Source organism: Microcoleus sp. OTE_8_concoct_300 (assembly GCF_031383065.1).
Taxonomy (GTDB): Bacteria; Cyanobacteriota; Cyanobacteriia; order Cyanobacteriales; family Microcoleaceae; genus Microcoleus.
On record NZ_JANMZH010000505.1, the window covers coordinates 1 to 22,570 of the forward strand.

A 22,570-nucleotide genomic window follows, 5' to 3' on the forward strand; every position below is an offset into this window, starting at 1 on the left:
GCTGGGCGGGGTTTCCACCCACAACGGTGTAAGCGGGAATGTCTTTTACTACAACGGATTTGGCCGCAATGACGACACCGTCGCCGATTTTTACTCCGGGCATAATCAGGGATTCATAGCCGATCCAAACATCATTGCCAATGACAGTATCGCCTTTACTTGGCAGTTCCATTAATAAATTCATGGCTGTTTCCCAACCATTCCCAAAAATAGGAAAAGGATAAGTTGAAATCCCGTCTAGTTTATGATTTGCACCGTTCATAATGAATTTGACGTTGGTCGCGATCGCACAAAATTTACCAATAATTAATCGCTCGTTTCCGAAGTTATAAAGTACATTTTTTTCAAAGTTTTCTGGCTCTATTGGATCGTCGTAATATGAGTAATCGCCGACGATAATGTTCGGGGATTTAATAAAGTTTTTGATGAAGCATACGCGCCGCTGATCGGCCATCGGATAAGGTCGGTTTGGATCGGGCCCAATTTCTGCCATAAGTTTCAATGCTTATTCGTTAACCTGCTGGATTGATCTACTGTTAATTAGAGTGAGGTTTGCTTATGCTTCAATAACATAGAGTTGTAAAATTTGTCAAGGGGTGGGCGAGAAATTTTGGATCGATCGCCCTGCAAGAAATGAGACAAAATGGTAACAGCCAACATCCATCCGCGTTCCGAAGCGGTTAAAAATCCCAAATTAATATTAAAGAAGCGATCGCAGTGAGATAATTTATGAGAGTACGAACCTACTTCATCGGTGATACCCAACAAATTGTACAACTGTTTTACGACACGGTACACGAAGTAAACATCCGCGATTACACACAAGCACAAGTAGATGCTTGGGCGCCAGCAGATATGGATATCGAACGTTGGACTAAAAGTTTAAGCAGTAAATTTACTTTCGTAGCAGAAGAGGGTGAGAAAATTGCAGGTTTTGGGGAATTAGAACCAAGCGGCCATATCGATTGCTTTTTCTGTCATCAAGATTTTCAAAGGCAAGGAGTCGGCAGGCTAATTTTAAAACAAATTGAGTCAAAAGCCCAAGACTTAGGAATTAACAAATTATTTACCGAGGCCAGCATTACAGCTCGACCTTTTTTTGAAAGCCAGGGATTTATTGTGATTAGAAAACAAGAAGTAGAATGCAGAGGACAAAAACTTATCAACTTTGTAATGGAAAAAAATATATAAACAACGATTTGTGTAAAATTAGATCGAAGAGTTTTACGGAGGAGTTGCGATGGTGACGGAAGCTACAAATGTGGTGGGCGGAAAGTTAGAGACTTGCTGCACGTCGCCGATGACGGGCTATTATCGAGACGGCAAATGCAATACAGGTGGTGGCGACTTTGGGGTTCACACTGTTTGTGCTCAACTGACAGAAGAGTTTTTGCAATTCACTAAATCGAAGGGAAATGATTTGAGCACTCCGGTTCCCGAATTTAATTTCCCCGGTTTGAAGCCTGGGGATTGCTGGTGTTTGTGCGCCTCTCGCTGGAAGGAAGCAATGGATGCAGGAGTTGCGCCACCTGTGGTTTTGGCCGCGACTCACGCCTTGACTTTGGAATACGTTTCTTTGGATGAATTGAAGCAGCACGCTGCTGATTTATAGGAGGAGGTTGCTGTGCGATCGCTTTTAGTCAATAAGGGCGATCGTCTTTTTCTGATGAACATCAAGTCACTGGATTTGAGATTTGAGATCGATCGCCACTCAAATATTTAAGTGCGATCTTGTCATGGCGAGGTTTTACTATTAGATCAACCTACGGCTTTACTCGATCCTGATTCTCAGTTAAATTTGGTGTCCGCAGTGCAGGGTTTGGTCAAAAATTGCGGGCTGACGGCTTTGTGGGTGACTCACCGTTTGGATGAGTTGAATTATGGCGATGGGGCTTTTTTGTTGGAGAAGTGTGAAGTGCTCGATCGGGGCGATCCACCAAGGTTAAAGCAGCGGTTGATGCAAATTCAGGAAGTTTAGCGGCTGAAGTTTGGCCAGAATTAGCGATCGCATTTCATCGGACGTAATATTAAAGGTAAAACAATGATGACTAACGGGACTTAGACAAAAACTGAAGCCCTTTTGGCTAAAACCCCGATAGAGAAATACTTTTAGATAGAATGGGTATTAATCTAGTTATACCAAGGGTTTCATACCTTTTTAGGTTCTCGATTTTTTTCCATTCCCTAGAGTGGGTTTCAGCTTTTAAAGGGGCTGGAAAATGTTTAAGACCCACTAAAAAGCTGGCTGTGTAAGTCTTCTTTCTTCTTCCTTCTTCCTGACGTCCGTTACATCCGTTACATCCGTTACATCCGTTACATAATCCGTTGCCGAACTTCCTTCTTCCTGACATCCGTTACATCCGTTACATCCGCCCTTGCGAATCCGTTGCCGAACTTTCTTCTACTTAACGATCGCGATCGCCACACTGTATAATCCTGTCAAGGCTATTTTGAACCCCCAAAGCCACTATTAAACAACAACACTTCTATTTTCCCTTATGTTAGACACTAAAAATCTATTTCAAGAAAGCTACTATCTGGCCAAAAACTCAGAGGTAGCCGCCGCTGTAGCCAAAGGGAACTTCCAAAACGGATTTGAACACTTTAGCAAATTTGGTCAATTTGAGGGCCGCAACCCTAGCGCCCTATTCGATACTAATTATTATCTCCTAAATAACCCTGATGTCGCTGCAGCTGTCAATAGCAAAGCTACGACAGCATTACAACACTTCATTAATTTTGGAGAATCTGAAGGTCGCAATCCTAGCCCATTCTATAACAACAGCTATTATCTAGGGAAAAATCCCGATGTTGCTGCGGCTGTCGATCGCGATGAAATTACTGGCATTGGTCACTTCATCCAATTTGGTCAATCGGAAAACCGCAGTCCCAGCCCTTTGTATAACGATAGCTATTATCTGGCCAAAAACCCCGATATTACTGCCGCTGTTGAACGGGACGAACTTACTGGCATTGAACACTTTATCAAGTTTGGCGCTGCCGAAGGGCGAGATGTCACCCCATTTATTAAGTCGGGTGACTCAACCTTGCCAAATGGCGTTGCTTCTGGAGATACCACCCAAACTTCAACGGTTTTGTGGACTCGCAGCACAGTTCTTGGTAATATTGTCTTTGAATATTCCACAGATCCAAACTTCAGTAACAGTATCGGCACTCTCACAGATACCGTCACCGATGTTACCGTACCAGTGAAAGCCGAACTGACGAATTTAAAGCCTGGTACTCAATATTTTTATCGAGTGCATGATGCCGCTGGCACTTCAGCAGTTGGGCAATTCCGCACTGCTGCTGAGTTGGGAAATCGCCAGGGTTTACGATTTGGGGTAGCAGGCGACTGGCAAGGTCAACTTACTCCTTTCCCGGCGATCGCAAATGCGCCGGAACGCAATCTCGACTTTTTTGTTCGCATCGGCGACAGCGCTTATGTAGACGATCTATCGCCAGATTTGCCGGGAGTCAGACAACCTAAAACTTTTGAAGAGTTTAGCACGAAGCACAATGAAGTCTACGCTCAACGTTATGGCCTCAATACTTGGGCTGATTTGCAGGCTTCTACCAGCATCTATGCTAGCTGGGATGACCACGAACTCACGAATGATTTTGCCGGCGGTGCAACACCTAGTGAGTCGCCGCAAAAAGAAGGAATTTTCGGGACGGGGGGAGGCTTTGTCAATGATACGCCTGTATTTGACACAGCTTTACAAGCATTTCAAGCGTACAATCCCGTGCGAAATGATTTTTATGGCAATACGGGCGACTCTCGCACTGCTAATGAGCAGAAACTTTATCGCTATAATACTTTCGGCAGTGATGCAGCTACATTTGTGTTAGACTTGCGCTCTTTCCGAGATAATTCTTTGAAAAGTATTGCAGAAACTTCCGACCAAGCTACTGTTAATAAGTTTCTCAATGATGCCTTTGCGCCCAATCGCACGCTGTTAGGGGCCGTGCAACTTCAAGACTTGAAAAATGACTTACTGAAAGCTCAACAAAATGGCATAACTTGGAAGTTTGTTATGTCAAGCGATCCGATTCAAAATTTTGGTATTCCGGTTGCAGGCGATCGCTGGGAAGGTTATGCTGCTGAACGAACAGATTTGCTGCGTTTCATCAAAGAAAACAACATCAAAAATGTGGTTTTTGCGACCGGAGATTTTCACGGATATGTCGTGAATAATGTCACCTATCAAGAAGCCGCAGGTCAGCCGCAAATCCCTACGGATGTTATTGATGTAATGACGAGTCCTGTTGCTATTCAGTTGAACATCGGGCAAGGGCCGTTTGCCGCCCCCTTTGGCCCCGCAACAGTTGCTTTTACGCCCACCGCCTTGCTGCCACAATCTGAAAAAAATCGCTATAATTCATTGCCGACAAGGGAAGAAAAAGATGCGTTTGTCCGCAATATTCTGGATACTCGGACAGCGCCGCTAGGATACGATCCAGTTGGTTTGGAAGGTTCTGGGATTGACGCTAGACTGATTCAGGGAGAGTATTTAGGAGTGCATACCTACGGCTGGAATGAGTTTGAAGTTGCTCCTGAGAGTCAGCAGTTGCGGGTAATAACTTATGGTATTGAACCTTACACGCAGTCGCAACTTGATGCTAATCCTAGTGCGATTATTAATCGAAAGCCGTTTATTGTCAGTGAGTTTGTTGTTAATCCTAAGTGATTAAATAGACTTATTGCAAAAATATCCAGGCGATTGAAATCGCGGTGACACAAACTAAGTCCGGATGGTGCGCGGACTTTCCAATGATAATTATGGTGATTTGTGTCCTAATTTGGTAGCTATAATTTTCGGAACTGTAAAGTTTTATGGTTTAGTTTGTGGTTGCCACTTACAGATAGACGCTGGTTTGAGCGGGCAAGTTTTGGGAGCGATAGGATTTCCGCTGAGGTAGAGATCAGTCAGTTTAGTCAAGGATTGTAGCGGTTTGATGTCCCTGATTTGATTTTTTTCGAGGGATATCCTAGTCAGGTTAGTCAAAGATTCGAGCGGTTTGATGTCGCCCAGAAGATTGTTGTTGAGGAAGAGCCAATCCAGGTTAGTCAAGGATTGTAGCGGTTTGATGTCGCTGATTCGATTGTTGTCGAGGACGACCAAAGTCAGGTTAGTCAAGGATTGTAGCGGTTTGATGTCGCTGATTTTATTGTTTGCGAGACCGAGCCAAGCCAGGTTAGTTAAGGATTGTAGCGGTTTGATGTCGCCCAGAAGATTGTCGCCAAGGTCGAGCATAGTCAGGTTAGTTAAGGATTGTAGCGGTTTGATGTCACTGATTTTATTGTTGCCAAGGAAGAGCTGTGTCAGGTTAGTCAAGGATTCCAATGGTTTGATATCGCTGATTTTATTGTCCACGAGGTCTAGTTGTGTGAGACTCGAAAGTTTCAGATTAGCCGCATCGCACTCAGTAGTCCCTGCTTCCTTCAACAGCACCTCAACAGTACGTTTAGCTTCAGGACTCAAATCAGCTTTTTGGCGACACCAATCGGCAAATGTTCGTCTACCGTTTCCCGGCTGCGTTTCTGCAGCTTTCGCAGACAGTCCATTTCCAGATAATGCTAGGACCGCACAACAAGCAAGTGCGATCGACTTTGGTAAATTCATCTGTTTCTGTGTAACTATAAGTGTCATAATCTTTTACCTCTAATTTTCCCAACAGTATACAACAAAGACACTGCCTTACCGTGTCCCTGCCAAACATCTATTACAAACTCTCTGAATCACCTCACTCTGGCAACTTATACTAATTTTTAGGTGCGCCAGTTTGCCTGATATTCTGTGCCGAGCGAGGATATTTTCCCGCTGGGAACCCTACGCAACTAATTAATATTAATTCCCACCAAATCTGCCACAACTTTCTCCAATCCAGCTATCACCTTCGCCGTCCGTTCCCAGTCAACCTTATCCGGTGTATCTTGCGCCGTGTGATAGTAAGGATAGCGATAGGGAGCAGTATCTGTCACCATCAGCCCTGGATAACCATGTTGCCAAAAAGACCATTGATCGGACCAACCAACACCAGGAATACCACCCGGAATTGCTGCACCTTCCGAGGGAAATTCAGCATGGCGGCGGAAAGATGCGATCGCCTCTCTAACCAATTTACTTGAGGATGTATTGCCAATAAATCCGATAAAGTTTCCCGACGTAGGATAAAAAAGGTTTAATGGTGCTGGATATTTCTGACTGTTTTTGGCATCTGAGTAATAACCAATTGTTTCTAAACTGAGCATCGAAACAATTTTTTCATTACGCTCTCTGCATCTTTTGGCATAAACCAAACTCCCCATATCAGCAGTCCAGAAAAAAGGCGGTTCCTCATTCACAAACTCAACAAAACGCACAGTCTTTTCAGGCTTTTTACCTGCAAACATTCTCGCTAAAGCCAGCACTCCCGCCGCCCCAGTTGCGTTATCATTTGCCCCTGGACTCCCCACCACAGAATCATAATGTGCCCCAATTACAACGATTGCATCTGCCTTTTTTCCCCCTAGAATCTCCACTTCTATGTTATAATAAAAATTATCATCAATTTTATATCCTTGTCGTTCAACTTTATAGCCAGCAGCTTGAAAAGATGCTTCGAGAAAGTCAGCAGCTTCTCCAAGTTTTTGATATTGTATAAAGTTGCGCTCTCCGATTTCACCAGAGAGCTTTTCCACATCGCGCTGTAAAGCATCTCGGAGCGAGATTTCCTGTGCTGTTAAAGGTGGAATTGTCCCGCTGTAGCTTTTCCCTGGCATAGCAATCATACTCAACCATATCCCACTAATCAGACTAATTAAGATTGTACTAAGAATAGCCAGTATAGTTAACCTTCCGCGATTCCATAATCCGATTGTTCCCAAGTGCATTTGTTTTCTATCTTTTGCTATCCTTGAGTCGCAGGGTGCGTCAGTTAGCGTTATTTTTTCAATAACCCAACAGCTTTTGACTGACGCACCCTACAAGTTTACACATCTGGTAACTTATACTGCCCCACAATCCGCTTAGCATATTCCGGCACATGAGCCTCTAATTTCTCCGGGTAATTCCGCTTCACGTACAGATAATTGCGAGTGAAATGAGAATCAATCGAAAACCGAGCATATTCCAAACCCTTCGGCCCAATTCTCTCAATAAAAACTCCCATTAACTTCGCCGCCCACATTGGCAAAGTCACCCCTTTTTCATAAGCCGGAATGCTTTGCTGAACCGCTTCTTTTCTGTTTCCTTGAGACATCACGGGCTGAGTATTAAGCTGATCCGTTACCAAGTCTAACATCTCTTGCCCGGTGTCATTTCGCACCACAATCCACTGCCAACCAAAAGGTGCTCCCATGTAGCCCACAACTAGATCTGCTAAAGAATTGACATAATCAAAACAGCTCAAACAAGAAGGAGCAAAAACATCTTTCAATTCCTTAGTATTCAGACCGAAAAACGGCACTTTCTCGCTCGAACCATCTTCGTGTTTGAAGTGAACGTTAAAGTCTTGCATAAACTCGTAAGAAACCACCGTTTCAGGAGAGCGGCTAGTCGTATCTAGGAATTTTTGCAAGCCTGCACGGCTGACATTATCCACGCAGGGAGTTCCTAAAACGTAGAGCTTTTCTAAACCAAGTTTTTTCTCGACTGTTCGCAAAGCTTGAATTTGACAGCCAACGCCAATTACTAACAGCCGCTTCATCCCCGATTTTTCGATTTGTTCTAATACTGAAAGATTGGGAGAGAGAGTTGGTTTGTTGACTTTTGCAGCCAGAATTTCTTCGCGATTTCTAGCAATAATCGGCATGGGTTGAAAGCGGTCTTCTTTGGTATTTTGGACGCAAACAACGCCTTCTACAATTCCTTTTTCGAGCATTTCAATGGCAATTGTGCTGACGATTCCCGTCCACTGAGCGCCCTCGATCGGCTCTTTTTTACGAGCAGCCATCATATTTTGACTGACTCCGAAATACCAATCGTCGGCATTGTCGAGATTGCGCGATCGCCCGTGAATTTCTGCTTCCAGTTCCGCGATGTGCTGTGTTAAGAAAGCACAAGATTCCTTGACATAATGGATGTAATATGTATCGCACAAACCGCATTCGCTGCAAAGTTCTTTAGCGGGGCGGCGGCTACCCGGTTTCAGGGCCTTGGATTTTTGGTGTTTAGTAGAATCTGTTGCGGTCATCTAAATTACTTATTTTATGCAGATATGGCTTTTGTTAGGATATCACAGCAATTCCAATTATTAAGTAGTCGCTCTAATTAAACGTAAAACTTTGTTTGGTATTCAGAAACCCGTCAGGGCGAGATCTCTTGGCACTGCCCCTACAGAAACCGGGTTTCTAGGCGTTATATTTTTGGGGGTGAATATCTTTACTCTTTTAGTTTGCCCAGGCGGATTTTGCTTGTGTAGGAGTGAATTATCTGCAGCCTGGATTATTAGTATAGATCCGGATCGAGCGGGCGATCGCGCGAATACATTGCCAAATAAAGCTATAAAAAAATGGTAAAAATGTTTGTGACAACAGCCGTCGCTAGCATCATCCTCAATCTCGCAATTTCGAGCTTAGGATTTGCTGCTTTAGTTCGCCCTATTCCCGCTATGAATCAAACTGTTGCGACTCTAGAAAGAATGCTCAGCGCGACACAAAAGCCGGCGGCGCTGAACTATTCACGCCTGGGGATTGGCGGGGTTCGGTTGGGGATGTCTGTAGAAGAGGCAAAACGCAAGTTGGGAAAACAGCAGCGCGACGAAACTAAACCTGCTGGGCCTGCCATCGGTGGCAATATTCGCACGCTAAACTACTCAGGATTGACGGTAGCAGCATGGGAGGGCAAAGTTTATTTAATTTCTACTACCAATCCCAAGTTTCTGACAATTGATGGTGTGAAGGTAGGAGATAATAGCCAAAAAGTTGTTGAAATTTACGGTTACGGGTCGCAATCTGTGCAGGGTGGAGTGACTCGGTTGACTTACAGCAATGACCAAAAGGCTTCTAATTTGATTTTGGAAATTAAGGGATCTCGCGTGCAAAAAATTATTGTGGGCACCCAGCTAAACTGAAATATTAAACAACAGTGCAAAAGTCCCGGTTCACCAGTTTGTAGTCAGGACTAAACTCCTGCTTATTTTTTAGGAGTTTTAGGCTTTCTGTGAGTTGACGGGAGGGCTTTTTCCTGATGTGCGATCGTCCGCGTCTCCTTAATCTTCATCATCATCCTCCGACAATTTTGCCATTTCCTCAGCAATTAGTGTCTGATATCATGTCCGATCGATTGACCATAATATCCCGGCAGGGCGGGTTTTTGAAATGGTCAATTGTTGGCAGAGATTGTTGGTGAACCCGCCCCTACCTGATTTCGGGCGAAGCGAAGCGGAGGGAATTGACCGGACATGATATGAAAATCCTCTCCGCAGTCGATCGCTCAAATTAGGTAACTGAAGTTGATGGATTAATATCAAATCCGCGCTTCATCGTCCTGTATTCATCTCTCTGTTCTGGAGACTCTACGTTCTCTGCGTACTCTGCGGTTTAATGATTCCAATGCAACCGGAATTGAAATAAAGTAATAACATTTTGACACTCAGTGCCCAATTCTTCAATTAACGTACTCAGCGTAGAATTAGTTACAGCAATTGTCCGATTATGAACAGGCAAGATGCCTGTTCCACTTCCACAAGAAAATTCACTGTTTGTGGAACAGGCATCTTGCCTGTCGCATTCCTTGCATCTTTACTTATCCAATGCTCAGTCCGCTAGGAGTGGACGAAAGTTTGTTCGCGGTTTCAACTGCGCCCGCGATCTCGGATTTAGGATCGCACCCATAAAAAAAAGTAGAGGTGCGATCGATCGCATCTCTACAAAAATTCAAAATAAGGTGCGCATTGCGCACCCTACAAATTAGCTGTTCTGGGGAACAGGAGCACTCGGTGCTCCAGAAAAAGTCGGCGCTACAGAATTAGTTGGCGCAGCAGTCTTAGCCCGCTTCTTGATCAAGATTGGCTTGACACTGTTTTCTCCACCAATCGGGGGATCTTCTTGTTGAGCGTAATCGGCGCCCATCCAAGCAGGACGGCTTTGATCGAAAGCCATTTGCAAAGCAGCAGCGGCGATCGCGTGGGAGTCATACTCCTCGGATAACTCAGACACCAGAGGCAAGAAAGATGCCATCCGTTCTCCGGCTAACGCTTCGCGCACTTTACCTTGCATCTTTTCCAACTGACGAGCTTCAATTTGCGCCCGTGTGGGAATGTTTCGCACCGTCAAGCTCGATCGCACGTGGCGTTCAATCAAGCGCAGTTTGCGGCGATCGACCGGTTGAATCAGCGTAATCGCCGTTCCTTCGCGACCAGCCCGGCCCGTGCGTCCGATCCGGTGAACGTAGCTTTCCACACTGTCGGGCAAATCGTAGTTAATCACGTGAGTCAAGTGATCCACGTCCAAACCCCGCGCCGCAATATCAGTCGCCACTACCCAGCGCACCTGACATTGGCGGAACCGCGACAGCAAGCGTTCCCGCTGTGCTTGATTCAAATTACCGTGATACTCGTCAACGCTGTGACCTGCAGCTTGCAGTTGGCTGGTGAGTTCCGCCGCCGACTGCCGCGTCCGCACAAAAATCAGTGCAGATTCGGGATCTTCCATTTCTAGGATTGGCTGTAGAGCCGTTGCCTTCGACCAGCCACGGGGAATCATGTACACGCCTTGGCTGATGCGCTTCGGCGTTGCTTTTGGCTGTTCTACGGTGACGTTGACTGGGTTGCGCAAATGGCGCGACACCAATTTCCGAATGGAAGCTTCCATCGTCGCCGAGAAAAATGCCGTTTGACGTTCTTTTGGTGCAGCATCCAAGATTTTTTCCACATCTTGGATAAAGCCCATGCTCAGCATTTCGTCAGCTTCATCCAAAACCAGCCACTTTACCTTGTCTAGTTTCAGGCTGCCGCGGCTGAGCATATCCAATATGCGTCCGGGTGTACCGACAACGACGTGAACGCCGCGCTTCAAACGCTGCATTTGACGATCGATCGATTGACCGCCGTACACCGTCAGAACTTGCAGAGAGCGACCCAATTTTACCGGGCCCTCGTTGCTAATGCCACTCAAATCGCGGATGGCTTCAGTTACTTGCATCGCCAATTCGCGAGTCGGTGTCAGCACCAGTGCTTGCACTGCTGTTACATCTAAATCAATCCGCTCCAAGATGGGCAACGAGAATGCTGCAGTTTTGCCTGTCCCTGTTTGGGCTTGACCCACAACGTCGCGACCTGCTAACAGGTGCGGAATTGCTTGTACTTGGATGGGAGTAGGTTCTGTAAAGCCTAGTGTTTCCAGATGGAGAACGAGTTCTTCCGAAAGACCTAAGCCTTCAAACAATAAATTCATTAATGCTCCTAATAACGAGTCTTAGCCTTCTAAGTTGCCCAACTCGGATGCGGATTTCTGCTCGGCGGCAGGAACTCATAAGAGTTCTTTATGGTGCTGCGCCTGCGCGCACCTTCTTAAATAGCAATCGAGTATAGGGCAGCTCCGTCGATGGTGACTAATTTACCAATTCGACAGCCGTCTTTGATTTTGTGACATCACCGATACCAACCGCCAGGGGTCGGGTTATAGGCTTCCAACATTCTTTAAACAGGACATTGGACTTCCTTTGAGGTACTTGCAAGCTTTCCCTCTTGGGCATTTTATAGTGAGGATCATGACAGCCCCACTTCACTACAACATAGTAGTAATAGGTTTTTTGGTTCAGGCGCTATCCCGCAATCCGTCGCCTGCGGGATTGAGCAGGGGATGCAGCGACCGTTACCGCCTATCCATCTCAACACTTTTTCGGGATACCGTTGTGGTGTAGGGCGGACGGCGAAGCAATCTCAAATTGTCCCCGCTTATTTCTGGCTTGTTACTATCATAACTCTTTACATTCAGAAACAAAACATTAAATTCGTTAAAATTTTCCGATGTTCTGTAGAGATAACCGCACCCCGAGGGGGAGCGTCGATTGCCGCCAGAGGCTAATCAAGGTCTATAACCCCGTTGCTACATATCTTTGCACAATCTTGTACAAACCGTTACTTTTGCTGCAAAATCGGCTAATTATTTTTGGCTGGTGTCGGGTTTTTGTTCGCCACACCGCCGATCGCCACTGTTCCAGCAAAACTTACACTTGACCCCGCCCAGCACCGGATACAGTGCCACGTCAACTCATGAGGGTCGATCCCACAATTTTAGACAAAAGATCGATCTCCCAGATGAGTCTGTGCAGTCAATCTAAAATCTAAAATCTAAAATCTAAAATCGACTTGACCGTAGAGGTCGTAGACATCTGCACCAGTGATTTTCACTGATACGATCGATCCCAGTCGCGCTTCTCCTGTCACATAGACGAGTCCATCTACTTCTGGGGAAAACCGAGCCGATCTACCAATCAACTCACCTGTCTCTGGTTGTTCTTGTTCTATCAGGACATCAACTACCTGACCGACAGATTCTTGATTCTTCTTCAATGATATAGGTTGTTGTGCCGCCATTACCGCATTGCGCCGCATTTCCATTATTTCTGCTGGTATTTGCTGAGGTAAGCTAAAGGCTGGGGTTCCTTCTTCTGGCGAAAATACGAAAACTCCTACGTGATCGAATTCGTGGCGCTTGACAAATTCCAGCAAGTGTGCTGCGTGTTCGTCGGTTTCGCCGGGGAAGCCGACAATAAAAGTTGTCCGCATCACGGCGCCGGGAAGTGCTGCTTTGAGCCGATCGACTATAGCATCATTAATCCCAGCTTGAAAAGGCCGATTCATCGCCCGCAGAATTTCCGGGTGCGAGTGTTGCAGGGGTAAATCCAAATACGGCAAAACGTTGGGCGTTTCCCGGATTGCCTCGACAACTTGGGGAGTCAAACCTGTAGGATAGGCGTAGTGCATCCGAATCCAAGGCACCTCTACTTTACCCAAAGCGCGAAGTAGTTCGGCTAGTTTCGGTTCGCCATAAATATCTTTGCCGTAGTTGGTGGTAATTTGAGAAATTAAGATAATTTCCTTTACCCCTTCCGACGCCAATTGCTGAGCTTCTGCGACGATAGACTCGATCGTCCGCGACCTTTGATTTCCGCGCAAGTGCGGGATAATGCAAAATGCACAGCGGTAGTCGCAGCCTTCTGCTATCCGCAGATAAGCGACACCTTCCGATGTGGTGCGGTAGCGGGGAGTAGTTTCGTCAGCGATGTAAGTAGGTTCTGAGGAGACGAGGGAAACTCGATCGCCCTTTTCCACCTGCTGCATAACATCGACTATTTTGTGATAGTCGCCAGTGCCGACAATTGCGACTGCTTCGGGCAATTCGTCCAGCAATTCCTGCTGAAAATGCTGTGCCATGCAGCCGGTGATGACTACTTTTTTATTAGCTTCGGCCAATTCTACCAAGGTGCGGACCGACTCTTCACGCGCCGCTTGGATAAAACTGCAAGTATTGACTACAACATAATCGGCTAATTCTTCATTAGAATCGACTTGATAGCCCGCTTGAGCCAGCAAGCCGATCATGTGTTCGGTATCAATGCGATTTTTTTCGCAGCCGAGGTGACTAAATGCGATCGTTGGCTTCGTTGCCATGCAGTAATATTTGCTGTTGCGCTATTTTCGAGAACGTTTCATGGTATCACACAATTTGATAAATTGCAAGCTTGTGTGGATCGACCTTTGCATAATTTTTACTCGCTAGTTTGGCAAGCCAGCCCGAAAAATCTGTTCGGCCGTTAATTTCAATTCTGGAAAAGTCAGCGACTCAACCCTCTCGCTTCCCCTAAACTGTTTGACCTGATACTCTCCATCTACTAATTGATAAACCGAAAGTGTTGGTTGTTTGGGATTACCGATAAACTTGCGGCCGCCCAAACCGAGATAGTCTACAATCCAGTATTCGGGAATGCCCATTTCTTCATAGTCGGAAGCTTTGAAAAAATAATCATCCCGCCAGTTCGTGCTGACCACCTCTACAGCCAGTCGAACGGAACTACCCATCGTGATGATCGATTCTTTTTTCCACCGCGGTTCGTTGGTGAGAGCGGTGCGGTCTAAGACAATTACATCTGGTTGGTAGCCTGATTCGTTACGGGGTTTGAGCAGGCAGTCACCGGGGATGGAGTAAGGCAATTGCAGTCGTCTGATTTCAAAATTGATTTCACCTGAGATGAAACCTGTAACGTCGGAATGGTCGCCAGTTCCTAAAGGCATTTCAACAATTACTCCATTGTGTAATTCGTACTTATGGACAGAGTTCTCTGGATACCAAGCAACGAACTCATCAAACGTGATTGTTTTGGATATGGTTTGGATCATGTTGTGGTTTCCTCTGTCTAGCGATTAGTATGCGGAAATCTAAAAGATGACACAATGTACAGAGTACAATTGACAAATTGGACTGTAGCTGATATGGGTCCGATCGCCCGTCCCGACAAAACAGCACTTGGTACAAAACGCAGATTTGTTAAAAAATTGGTGTCCTTTTGTACCCATTTGATATCCTTTTGATACCCGATCGCCCCCCAGTCCTTCTAGCTCGGATCGGTTGGAGGCAGACCGGCTCGAAAAATCACCTCGGCCGTCAACCTCAACTCTGGGAAAGCCAGCGACTCAACTGTGTCATCGCCCTTAAACTGTTTTACCTGATACTCGCCGTCAACCAACTGGCAAACCGATAGTGTGGGTTGTTTGGGAGTACCGATGAACTTGCGGCCGCCCAAACCGAGGTAGTCCACAATCCAGTATTCGGGGATGCCCATTTCTTCGTAGTCAGCGAATTTGAGATGGTAATCGTCCCGCCAGTTAGTGCTGACGACCTCTACAGCCAACCGCACCGAAGACCCCATCGTGATGATAGATTCCCTATCCCAGCGCGGTTCGTTGACGAGAGCTGCTTCATCCAGGACAACTGCGTCTGGCAGGTAGCCCGCCTCGTTGCGGACGGGTTTGAGCAGGCAGTGGCCGGGGATAAAGCAAGGCAATTTCAGTCGCCTGATTTCTGCGCTGATTTCGTCCCTGGTTAAACCTATAACGCGGGAATGGCGGCCGGTTCCTAAAGGCATTTCAACAATTACTCCATTATGTAGTTCGTACTTATGGACAGAGTTCTCTGGATACCAGGCAACGAACTCATCAAACGTGATTGTTTTCGATATGGTTTGGATCATGTTGTGGTTTCCTCTGTCTGGTGATTAGTATGCGAAAAGCTCAAATATTACACAAGAACTGCTGGTAACGTTACCAGCAGTTCTTGACATAGGAAGTGAAGTTTGATATAATACCGCGTCCATAATATCAAAATACCGATCGCGCCGATCGACTAAATTTGAAAGTTGATCCGTAGGGTGCGTCGCTGCGAGATCTTTGATATAACTCGCAGATTATAGATGGCGACGCACCCTACTTGCTCAAAGATGGCAACAAGTCCTGTTCCTATTTTAGAATGATACAGAGGACACGGCAGTGCCGTGTCCCTACCCAAAATAATATTGTAGGGAAACGGCACTGCCGTGTCCTAATTTCTTAGTTATTTGGGATTTCACATAAGGCATTTTGCAGCATACTCTGAAACAAAGTATCCAGAGAAATTCCTGATGCTTTGGCCATAACCGCAATCACGCTTTTTTCGGCCAAACAACAGTACAGCCCCGCTTCTAAGAACCAAGGTTGTCCATCGGGGTCAATGCGAAAATCAAATAAACTGTAGTGGCGACAGCCCAAAGCGATGTGGCATTTTCTGGCCTCGACCCAAACTCTCTCCGTAATCGGATCGCTCTTGTCAACTACCCACGGCCTGGTACTATTTTTAGTGGAACCAGTCAAGCTACCATCGTCATTTTGTTGGAGCTTATCGGCATAAGTCCGAATCGGTTGGGTATCAGGATCTACAGGATACTCTTCCAGCGGCAAACAGACTAGCTCGCCACCTTGGACAATAATCCCACAGCGAACTTCTCTACCCAATTCAATGAATTTTTCTACTAGAACCTCATCTGAATGAGTCAATGCTGTCTGCAACGCCGCATCATAGTCAGCAGCATTTTTAACTAAGGCAACTCCCAGAGAATTATCCGCATTCAGTGGCTTGAGCACCACCGGAAAATCAATTGAAGGTCTCACGCCCGCGCGGACAACTTCTCCCAACGGTACGCTTACCCCAGCGGCCGCTACTACTGCCTTAGCCTTCGCTTTGTCAGCAGTCAGTGACATCACCTCTGGGGTATTACCCACGTAAGGAATATTCAGCAGATCGAACAAGGCTCGGTATTGAGTCATGCCGGGGATGCAAAACATCTGCGGTACCATTACGTCAATCTTTAGCTCTGTCAGCACCTGTACAGCGCCCGCTAGAGACATGGGATTAGCGGCCGCGATCGCACTCGGATCGAGAGAGGTGGGAAAACGCCATTGGCCACCGGGAGAAATATAGGCTATATGAAATTCATAGAGTGCTGGATTAGCAGTTTGCTCCAGACAATATGGGGCATAAAAGCGCGACAATTTATCGTAAAATTCACTGTCTGCAGCTCCGACTAAATGCAAAACCCGTAATACTAACATACTCAATCTCCCCCCTATTTACAGAAGTATTCCACTATGAAAATAAACTTTAATCCACTCTTTCGGCTGACGCAAATTTCCCCATAACAACAAGGGAATGTGCCAATGATGCACCATGAAAAACGGTAGCGGATCGTCCCACTCGAAGATGGCATCTTTGCCTTGGGCGATAATTTTTAACCGCTCATAAACTAGCTTTGGCGACCACAAATGAGTCACCAATCGCCAAATTTCCTGGTAAATCCAGTAAGTCGGGCGACTAGATGCCAAAGGCTGCACTGTCTGCGGTAAAGGGTCCGGTTCCAAATAAGCTTTTGCCACATCGGGATGGTTGTAAAACATCGTGATGGCTGTATGGGTGCGCGGGTTGCATTCGATCGCGTAAATCTCTCCATCATCCGCCGCTTCAATGAAATCAAAAGAAACTTGTCCAGTCAGATTGAGACTCTTGGCAAACTGACGAATCCAATTTTCGATATCCGGGCGATCGACATTCTGGTAATTCAGCTGAAACGCCGATGATTTGCAGCAACAGTGCAACTGAAGATGACCGTTACGAACTGTACTGTGAGTGCAGTATTCTTGCCCTGGAATATACTCTTGCATAATCCAAGGTTTACTCTCGGAAATTGGTAATGAGTTGACAAAAGCGGCTGTTTCTGCTGGGGTCGCGCAGGGTAACTTAGTGAGATCAAACCTGTGGACACAATCGTAGGGAATACTTTTGATAATATATGGACGCTGTGCGTCACTAAAATCAAAATCGATTACTTGTTGGGGATTAGTAATGCGGTAGGACTTCGGAACTCGCAGCCCCAACGCTTCGGCGGCGGTGGCCAACTCATACTTATCATCCAAACGTTGCAGAGTTTCGACATCTATGTGCATTACCGTACAGTGAGGAGAAAGTACCTTTTTGGCTTTGGCATCGTAGTAACTGCCCTCTGGACTACTGACGGGAACGTAAACATTAACTCCCTCTTGTTGGACAATTTTTAAGAGTGCTTGAGGGTATTCCTCTGCCTGGAGACTTGGTACTGTGTAAAAGCGATCGACTGCCCAAGAGTATCGATTACCCATCAGCCTGTATTCGTGGGTTTCAACCAAAATTACCCGATGACCGGCCTTATGGAACGATCGGGCTAGCTGTAATGCTTTGGTCGTCTTGCCGCCGTTAATCAAAATCGTTTGGGGAGAGTCCGCGATCGTTCGAGACTGAAACGGTTTGATGATGATCGATCTCAGTAGGGCGATCGCTGTTAAAGCGAGATTCAGGGGCAGTACCAATAGCAGCAAAATGAAGGTTGCTATGGTTTTGACTGATGTCTGGAAGCGCCTAAAAGCCGCGTTTGTTTCCTGTTCAGATGGCATCGCTGCCGTTGAAACTGTTTCGACCATAATTTTTTACTAAGTAAATACTCTAATTAGCGGTGGTTTTTGAATGATTAAACCGCTGTTGAAGCTAAGCTGTCGCGCATTTAAATTGTATATTCAGGGCGGGCGGGACGCCCACCCCACAAGACTTTGATTTTTTTTGACATACAATTTAAATGCAGAACAGCTTACGCAGGCGCAGAGTCTCCCGAACAGAGAGATGAATCATGCCGATGAACGGCGGATTTGATATTACCCAGGGGTGGTTAAAAACCGGGTTTTTTGACATCGGACTTCGTTACAGCCCGCCGAATAGGGCAAAAAACCCGGTTTGTTTGGTTTTGACGCGTAAGTTTTGTTCTACTAAACGCGCCTAATTAAAGTCAATCCATCTCTGGGCGGCAGTAACACTTGCTCTACGCGCGGATCGTCAACTAGAGCCTGGTTGAATTTGGCGATCGCTACCCCGTTAGGAGGCTTTCCAGAGCAGTTATGATGTCAGATAAGGGCTATCAATTGCTAGTCCGAGGCGGCTCATTAACCCTGATAAATCAAAGTAAAAATCGCTAACTGCCGACCCGACTAAATGCAAAACCCGTAATACTGACATACTCACTCTCCCCCTATTTCCACAAGTTCGCCAATATTAAAATCAATCCCAATCCACTCATTCGTCTTCTTTAAATCTGCCCATAACAACAAGGGAATGTGCCAATGATGCACCATCAAAAAGGGCAGCGGATCGTCCCACTCGAAGATGGCATCTTTGCCTTGCGCGATTATTTGTAACCGCTCATAAACTAGCTTGGGCGACCACAAATGAGTCACCAATCGCCAAATTTCATGGTAAATCCAGTAAGTCGGGCGACTAGATGCCAAAGGCTGCAGTGTCTGTGGTAAAGGGTCTGGTTCCAAATAAGCTTTTGCCACATCGGGATGGTTGTAAAAAACCGCGATGGCTGAATGGGTGCGCGGGTTGCATTCGATCGCGTAAATCTCTCCATCATCCGCCGCCTCCATGAAATCGAAGGAAACTTGTCCAGTCAGATTTAGACTCTTGGCAAAGTGACGAATCCAATTTTCGATATCCGGGCGATCGACATGCTCGTAATTTATCTGAAACGCCGACGATTTGCAACAACAATGCAACTGAAGATGACCATCACGAATTGTACTGTGAGTGCAGTATTCTTGCCCGGGAATATACTCTTGCATTATCCAAGGTTTACTCTCGGAAATTGGTAAAGATTTCACAAACGCGGCCGTTTCCGCCTCAGTTGCGCAGGGTAACTTCGTCAGGTCTAACCTGCGAATAGAATCGTAGGGAATACTTTTGATTATATATGGACGCTGTGCATCAGTAAAATCAAAATCGATTACTTGCTGCGGATTAGTAATGCGGTAGGACTTCGGAACTCGCAGCCCCAACGCTTTGGCGGCTGTTGCCAACTCATATTTATCATCCAAACGTTGCAGAGTTTCGACATCTAGCTGCATTACCGTACAGTGAGGAGAAAGTACGCTTTTGGCTTTGGCATCGTAGTAACTGCCGCCTCCACTAGTGACGGGAACGTAAACATCAACTTTCTCTTGTTGGACAATTTTTAAGAGTGCGTGAGGGTATTCCTCTGTCTGGGGATTTGGTACTGTGTAAAAGCGATCGACTGCCCAAGAGTAACGATGACCTGTCAGCCAGTATTTGTGGGTTTCAAACAAAATTACCCGATGACCGGCCTTATGGAACGAGCGGGCTAGCTGTAATGCTTTGGTTCTCTTGCCGCCGCCGACCAAAATCGTTAGGGGAGACTCCGCGATCGCTCGAGACTGAAACGGTTTGATGATGATGGATCTCAGTAGGGCGATCGCAGTTAAAGCGAGATTCAGGGGCAGTACCAATAGCAGCAAAATTAAGGTTGCTATGGTTTTGACTGTCTGGAAGGGACTAGTCGTCGCGTTTGTTTCCTGTTCAGATGGCCTCGCTGCCGTTGAAACTGTTTCGATCATAATTTTTTACTAAGTAAATACTCTAATTAGCGGTGGTTTTTGAATGATTAAACCGCTTTTGAAGCTACGCAGGCCTAGAGTCTCCAGAAAAGAGAGATGATATCATTTCCGGTTACACCGGAATGATGTTGACTGTTGACGGTTGACTGTTGACTGTTGACAGTGAACAGTCAACCGTCAACCGTCAACTCGAATTTACTATTCCGATGCTAACGGATTTGATATGAATCATGCCGATGAAGCGCGGATTTGATATGACGCACGGGTGGTTAAAAACCGGGTTTTTTGATATCGGACTTCGTTAGAGCCCGCCTGGGCAAAAAACCCGGTTTTTTTGGTTTTGACGCCTAAGTTTTGTTCTACTAAACGCGCCGAATTAAGGTCAATCCATCTCTCAGCGGCAGTAATACTTGCTCTACGCGCGGATCGTCAACTAGAGCCTGGTTGAATTTGGCGATCGCTACCCCGTTAGGAGTGGCAGTACCTGACAAGTAGGGCTGTCCCTGCATCAAAGTGTTATCGACGCAGATCAAGCAATTAGGAGCCAACAGCCCCGTAGTTAGGAGTAAATCGAGATAGTCTCTGTATCCAGCTTTATCGGCATCGATAAATACCAGATCGAACACTTCTCCATTAGCAGCCAATTCTTTCATGGTTTCTAGAGCCGGTGCCACCTTCACTGAGATTTTGTGACCGGCAGTAGATTCGTGAAAACACTTCTGGGCAAATTCAGCTACATAAGCATCTACTTCGCAGGCTACCACCACTCCATCCACCGGCAGTGCTTCCGCCATCGCTAGTGCTGAGTACCCGGTAAACATCCCTATTTCCAGTACGCGCTGTGCTTTGGTGAGATGGACGAGAAATTTCAGCATTTGGCCTTCGAGATTACCCGATAGCATTTCCTGTTCCAACTGCCGCACTGTCTCGCCGTCAGAGAATCGCTTACTCCAATCTTCTGATTGAGTGCGCTTTACTAACGTGGCTAAGGCAGGAGATTCCGGCGTGGTACAAAGATCCAGGTACGGATCGAGACCATTTGCCAATTCGTAGGCTTGTTGTAATTCTGCCTTGAAAGCTCGATCGAGATTATCGATTTTTTCTACTTGCTCGGCGAGACTTTCGAGTTTAGCCGCTAAAATCCCGACTGGGGTAACGGGTCTCATGGTCAAACCCCTGATGTGGAAAGATTTCCTGCTTTTTCTGACCACAGGTACATATCTTCCCCATCGCCGCGGCGCGGATAGCCCTGACAGATTTCTCGATGAACCAGTAGGGCTTTATCCAACTCACCTCGAGTCAAATCATTCATGAAAAAGCATTCACCAATGGGGCGCGGAGCCGCAGCACGTTGAAGACCATCCCGGGTACGACTGATCGATGTTGTCGCTTTCCAGAGCAGTTCTGATGTGAGATAAGGGCTATCAATTGCTAGTCCGAGGCGGCTCATTAACCCTAAGATCCGATCGCGCTCGGCGATCGAAATGTAGCCCCGCAGTTGGGCAATGGTGGCCGAAAAAGCCATATCGATGGCGACAGAATGGCCGTGGAACATCGGAATTTCCGGCGTTAGTTCCAGCGTCGGACTCCAAGTGTGACCGTAGGCAATCACCCGATCCAAATCTAGCTCGTGTAGGTTCGGTACTTCTAATGCCAGCATCGACTCAATGCCCTTGTAAGTGAGCCGATGCGCCACTTCTTGAAGTTCCGGTGTGCCGTTTACATAACCAAAATGGGTGTGCAGCAATGCTTCGCCGTAGTTTTCTAACAACTCAAAGATTTCTGTGTTACCTACTACGGCAATCTTAATTAACTCTGCCATCCCGTTTCGCACTTGGTCGATCGGCAGAGTTTTCAGAAAAGAGAAGTCTAAAATTACTTTCTTGGAAGCGTGGTAAGCACCGAGGCGGTTTTTCAGCTTACCGTGGTTCACAGCTACTTTGATCGCCACACTGGCATCAATTAAGCCAATTAGTGTCGTCGGTACCCGAATGTAGTTAGTCCGACGGCGATAAGACGAGCAGGCAAAACCAGCTACGTCTGTCGTCAATCCACCACCGACTACCAAAACAGGCTCCTTCCGCACGAGTCCGAAATCAACGAAGGCATCTATGATGCTTTCAAACGTTTTTAACGTCTTATCAGGTTCCTTGATATTAACTGGAAAGACTGTTAAATCTATCTCGTGATGCTTGAAATAATGATGCATCTGTGCACCGTACAGATCGTAGACTGTTTCATCTACAACCATTAAACAGCGACCAAATTGGCGGTAACTATCCGCAATCTCAGGATTCTCAAGCTTGAAAGCACCATCTACGTATAGCAAGCTGAAATCTATTTTTTCGTACCCTTCAATCTGAAAAGCTCGATCGGTAGCTGTAAATGTTGCTTGAATGTCACCCATAAGATTTTTGCACTTTCATGTTGATAACTAACGGTAAGTATCCGGGCGACCGTCAAAACTCTCAATCCTTTTGCTGGCACACTTCCTCGGCATTAAGTTGACAAATTTGTCATTTAATATTATCTTAACTATCCACCTAAAAATTTACTTTCAGAGCTGTGTTAAGAATAGGTTAAATACTGCTTGTAGAGTATTTATCCTGAATGCCTTGCT

Annotated in this window: 18 protein-coding genes and 1 pseudogene; 5 read left to right on the forward strand and 14 right to left on the reverse strand. The window is 46.2% G+C overall.

Annotated elements, in window-relative coordinates; all coding sequences use genetic code 11:
• The coding region (locus tag ACUVJL_RS23105; protein ID WP_445247976.1) for a CatB-related O-acetyltransferase at window positions 1-493 on the reverse strand (493 nt) is incomplete at its 3' end.
• A 236-nt stretch (window positions 494-729) separates the two neighbouring features.
• Between ACUVJL_RS23105 and ACUVJL_RS23110 the strand changes: the two genes are divergently transcribed.
• From ACUVJL_RS23110 to ACUVJL_RS23125, 4 genes and pseudogenes are all read left to right on the forward strand, one after another.
• A complete protein-coding gene (locus ACUVJL_RS23110; protein ID WP_445247977.1) occupies window positions 730-1,191 on the forward strand; it encodes a GNAT family N-acetyltransferase in 462 nt (153 codons plus the stop codon).
• A 49-nt stretch (window positions 1,192-1,240) separates the two neighbouring features.
• Window positions 1,241-1,612, forward strand: a complete 372-nt coding sequence (locus ACUVJL_RS23115) for a DUF2237 family protein (RefSeq protein ID WP_445247978.1) — start codon at window positions 1,241-1,243, stop codon at window positions 1,610-1,612.
• Between the two features lie 123 nt (window positions 1,613-1,735).
• Window positions 1,736-1,978, forward strand: a pseudogene (locus ACUVJL_RS23120) (ABC transporter ATP-binding protein); the annotation flags it as partial.
• A gap of 520 nt (window positions 1,979-2,498) precedes the next feature.
• Window positions 2,499-4,691 carry an alkaline phosphatase D family protein gene (locus tag ACUVJL_RS23125; protein WP_445247979.1) on the forward strand — a complete coding sequence of 731 codons (2,193 nt, stop codon included), beginning with the start codon at window positions 2,499-2,501 and terminating at the stop codon, window positions 4,689-4,691.
• A gap of 144 nt (window positions 4,692-4,835) precedes the next feature.
• Here the strand turns inward: ACUVJL_RS23125 and ACUVJL_RS23130 are convergent, their stop codons facing one another.
• From ACUVJL_RS23130 to ACUVJL_RS23140, 3 genes are all read right to left on the reverse strand, one after another.
• Window positions 4,836-5,654 carry a leucine-rich repeat domain-containing protein gene (locus tag ACUVJL_RS23130; protein WP_445247980.1) on the reverse strand — a complete coding sequence of 273 codons (819 nt, stop codon included), beginning with the start codon at window positions 5,652-5,654 and terminating at the stop codon, window positions 4,836-4,838.
• Window positions 5,655-5,842: 188 nt separating this feature from the next.
• Window positions 5,843-6,877: a M28 family peptidase gene (locus tag ACUVJL_RS23135; protein WP_445247981.1), complete on the reverse strand. Its 1,035-nt coding sequence runs from the start codon at window positions 6,875-6,877 to the stop codon at window positions 5,843-5,845.
• 98 nt (window positions 6,878-6,975) lie between these two features.
• Window positions 6,976-8,178, reverse strand: coding sequence for a Coenzyme F420 hydrogenase/dehydrogenase, beta subunit C-terminal domain (locus ACUVJL_RS23140; RefSeq protein WP_445247982.1), 1,203 nt, complete (start codon window positions 8,176-8,178; stop codon window positions 6,976-6,978).
• Between the two features lie 333 nt (window positions 8,179-8,511).
• Between ACUVJL_RS23140 and ACUVJL_RS23145 the strand changes: the two genes are divergently transcribed.
• Window positions 8,512-9,057: a hypothetical protein gene (locus tag ACUVJL_RS23145; RefSeq protein WP_445247983.1), complete on the forward strand. Its 546-nt coding sequence runs from the start codon at window positions 8,512-8,514 to the stop codon at window positions 9,055-9,057.
• A gap of 838 nt (window positions 9,058-9,895) precedes the next feature.
• Here ACUVJL_RS23145 and ACUVJL_RS23150 read toward each other — a convergent pair.
• The 10 genes from ACUVJL_RS23150 to ACUVJL_RS23195 form a co-directional block, all read right to left on the reverse strand.
• Window positions 9,896-11,380 (reverse strand): DEAD/DEAH box helicase, encoded by a 1,485-nt coding sequence (locus ACUVJL_RS23150; protein WP_445247984.1) that lies wholly within the window; start codon window positions 11,378-11,380, stop codon window positions 9,896-9,898.
• A gap of 899 nt (window positions 11,381-12,279) precedes the next feature.
• Complete coding sequence (gene rimO, locus ACUVJL_RS23155; protein WP_445247985.1) at window positions 12,280-13,602, reverse strand: 30S ribosomal protein S12 methylthiotransferase RimO; 1,323 nt, start codon at window positions 13,600-13,602, stop codon at window positions 12,280-12,282.
• Between the two features lie 105 nt (window positions 13,603-13,707).
• Window positions 13,708-14,328: a Uma2 family endonuclease gene (locus ACUVJL_RS23160; RefSeq protein WP_445247986.1), complete on the reverse strand. Its 621-nt coding sequence runs from the start codon at window positions 14,326-14,328 to the stop codon at window positions 13,708-13,710.
• Between the two features lie 215 nt (window positions 14,329-14,543).
• Window positions 14,544-15,179, reverse strand: coding sequence for a Uma2 family endonuclease (locus ACUVJL_RS23165; RefSeq protein ID WP_445247987.1), 636 nt, complete (start codon window positions 15,177-15,179; stop codon window positions 14,544-14,546).
• A 355-nt stretch (window positions 15,180-15,534) separates the two neighbouring features.
• Window positions 15,535-16,572, reverse strand: coding sequence for a D-alanine--D-alanine ligase family protein (locus ACUVJL_RS23170; RefSeq protein WP_445247988.1), 1,038 nt, complete (start codon window positions 16,570-16,572; stop codon window positions 15,535-15,537).
• Between the two features lie 18 nt (window positions 16,573-16,590).
• Complete coding sequence (locus ACUVJL_RS23175; RefSeq protein ID WP_445247989.1) at window positions 16,591-17,970, reverse strand: ATP-grasp domain-containing protein; 1,380 nt, start codon at window positions 17,968-17,970, stop codon at window positions 16,591-16,593.
• A 339-nt stretch (window positions 17,971-18,309) separates the two neighbouring features.
• A complete protein-coding gene (locus ACUVJL_RS23180; RefSeq protein WP_445248012.1) occupies window positions 18,310-18,405 on the reverse strand; it encodes a hypothetical protein in 96 nt (31 codons plus the stop codon).
• Between the two features lie 153 nt (window positions 18,406-18,558).
• Window positions 18,559-19,950, reverse strand: coding sequence for an ATP-grasp domain-containing protein (locus tag ACUVJL_RS23185; RefSeq protein WP_445247990.1), 1,392 nt, complete (start codon window positions 19,948-19,950; stop codon window positions 18,559-18,561).
• Between the two features lie 362 nt (window positions 19,951-20,312).
• A complete protein-coding gene (locus ACUVJL_RS23190; protein WP_445247991.1) occupies window positions 20,313-21,116 on the reverse strand; it encodes an O-methyltransferase in 804 nt (267 codons plus the stop codon).
• A gap of 2 nt (window positions 21,117-21,118) precedes the next feature.
• Window positions 21,119-22,357: a sedoheptulose 7-phosphate cyclase gene (locus tag ACUVJL_RS23195; RefSeq protein ID WP_445247992.1), complete on the reverse strand. Its 1,239-nt coding sequence runs from the start codon at window positions 22,355-22,357 to the stop codon at window positions 21,119-21,121.
• Between the last annotated feature and the right edge of the window lie 213 nt (window positions 22,358-22,570).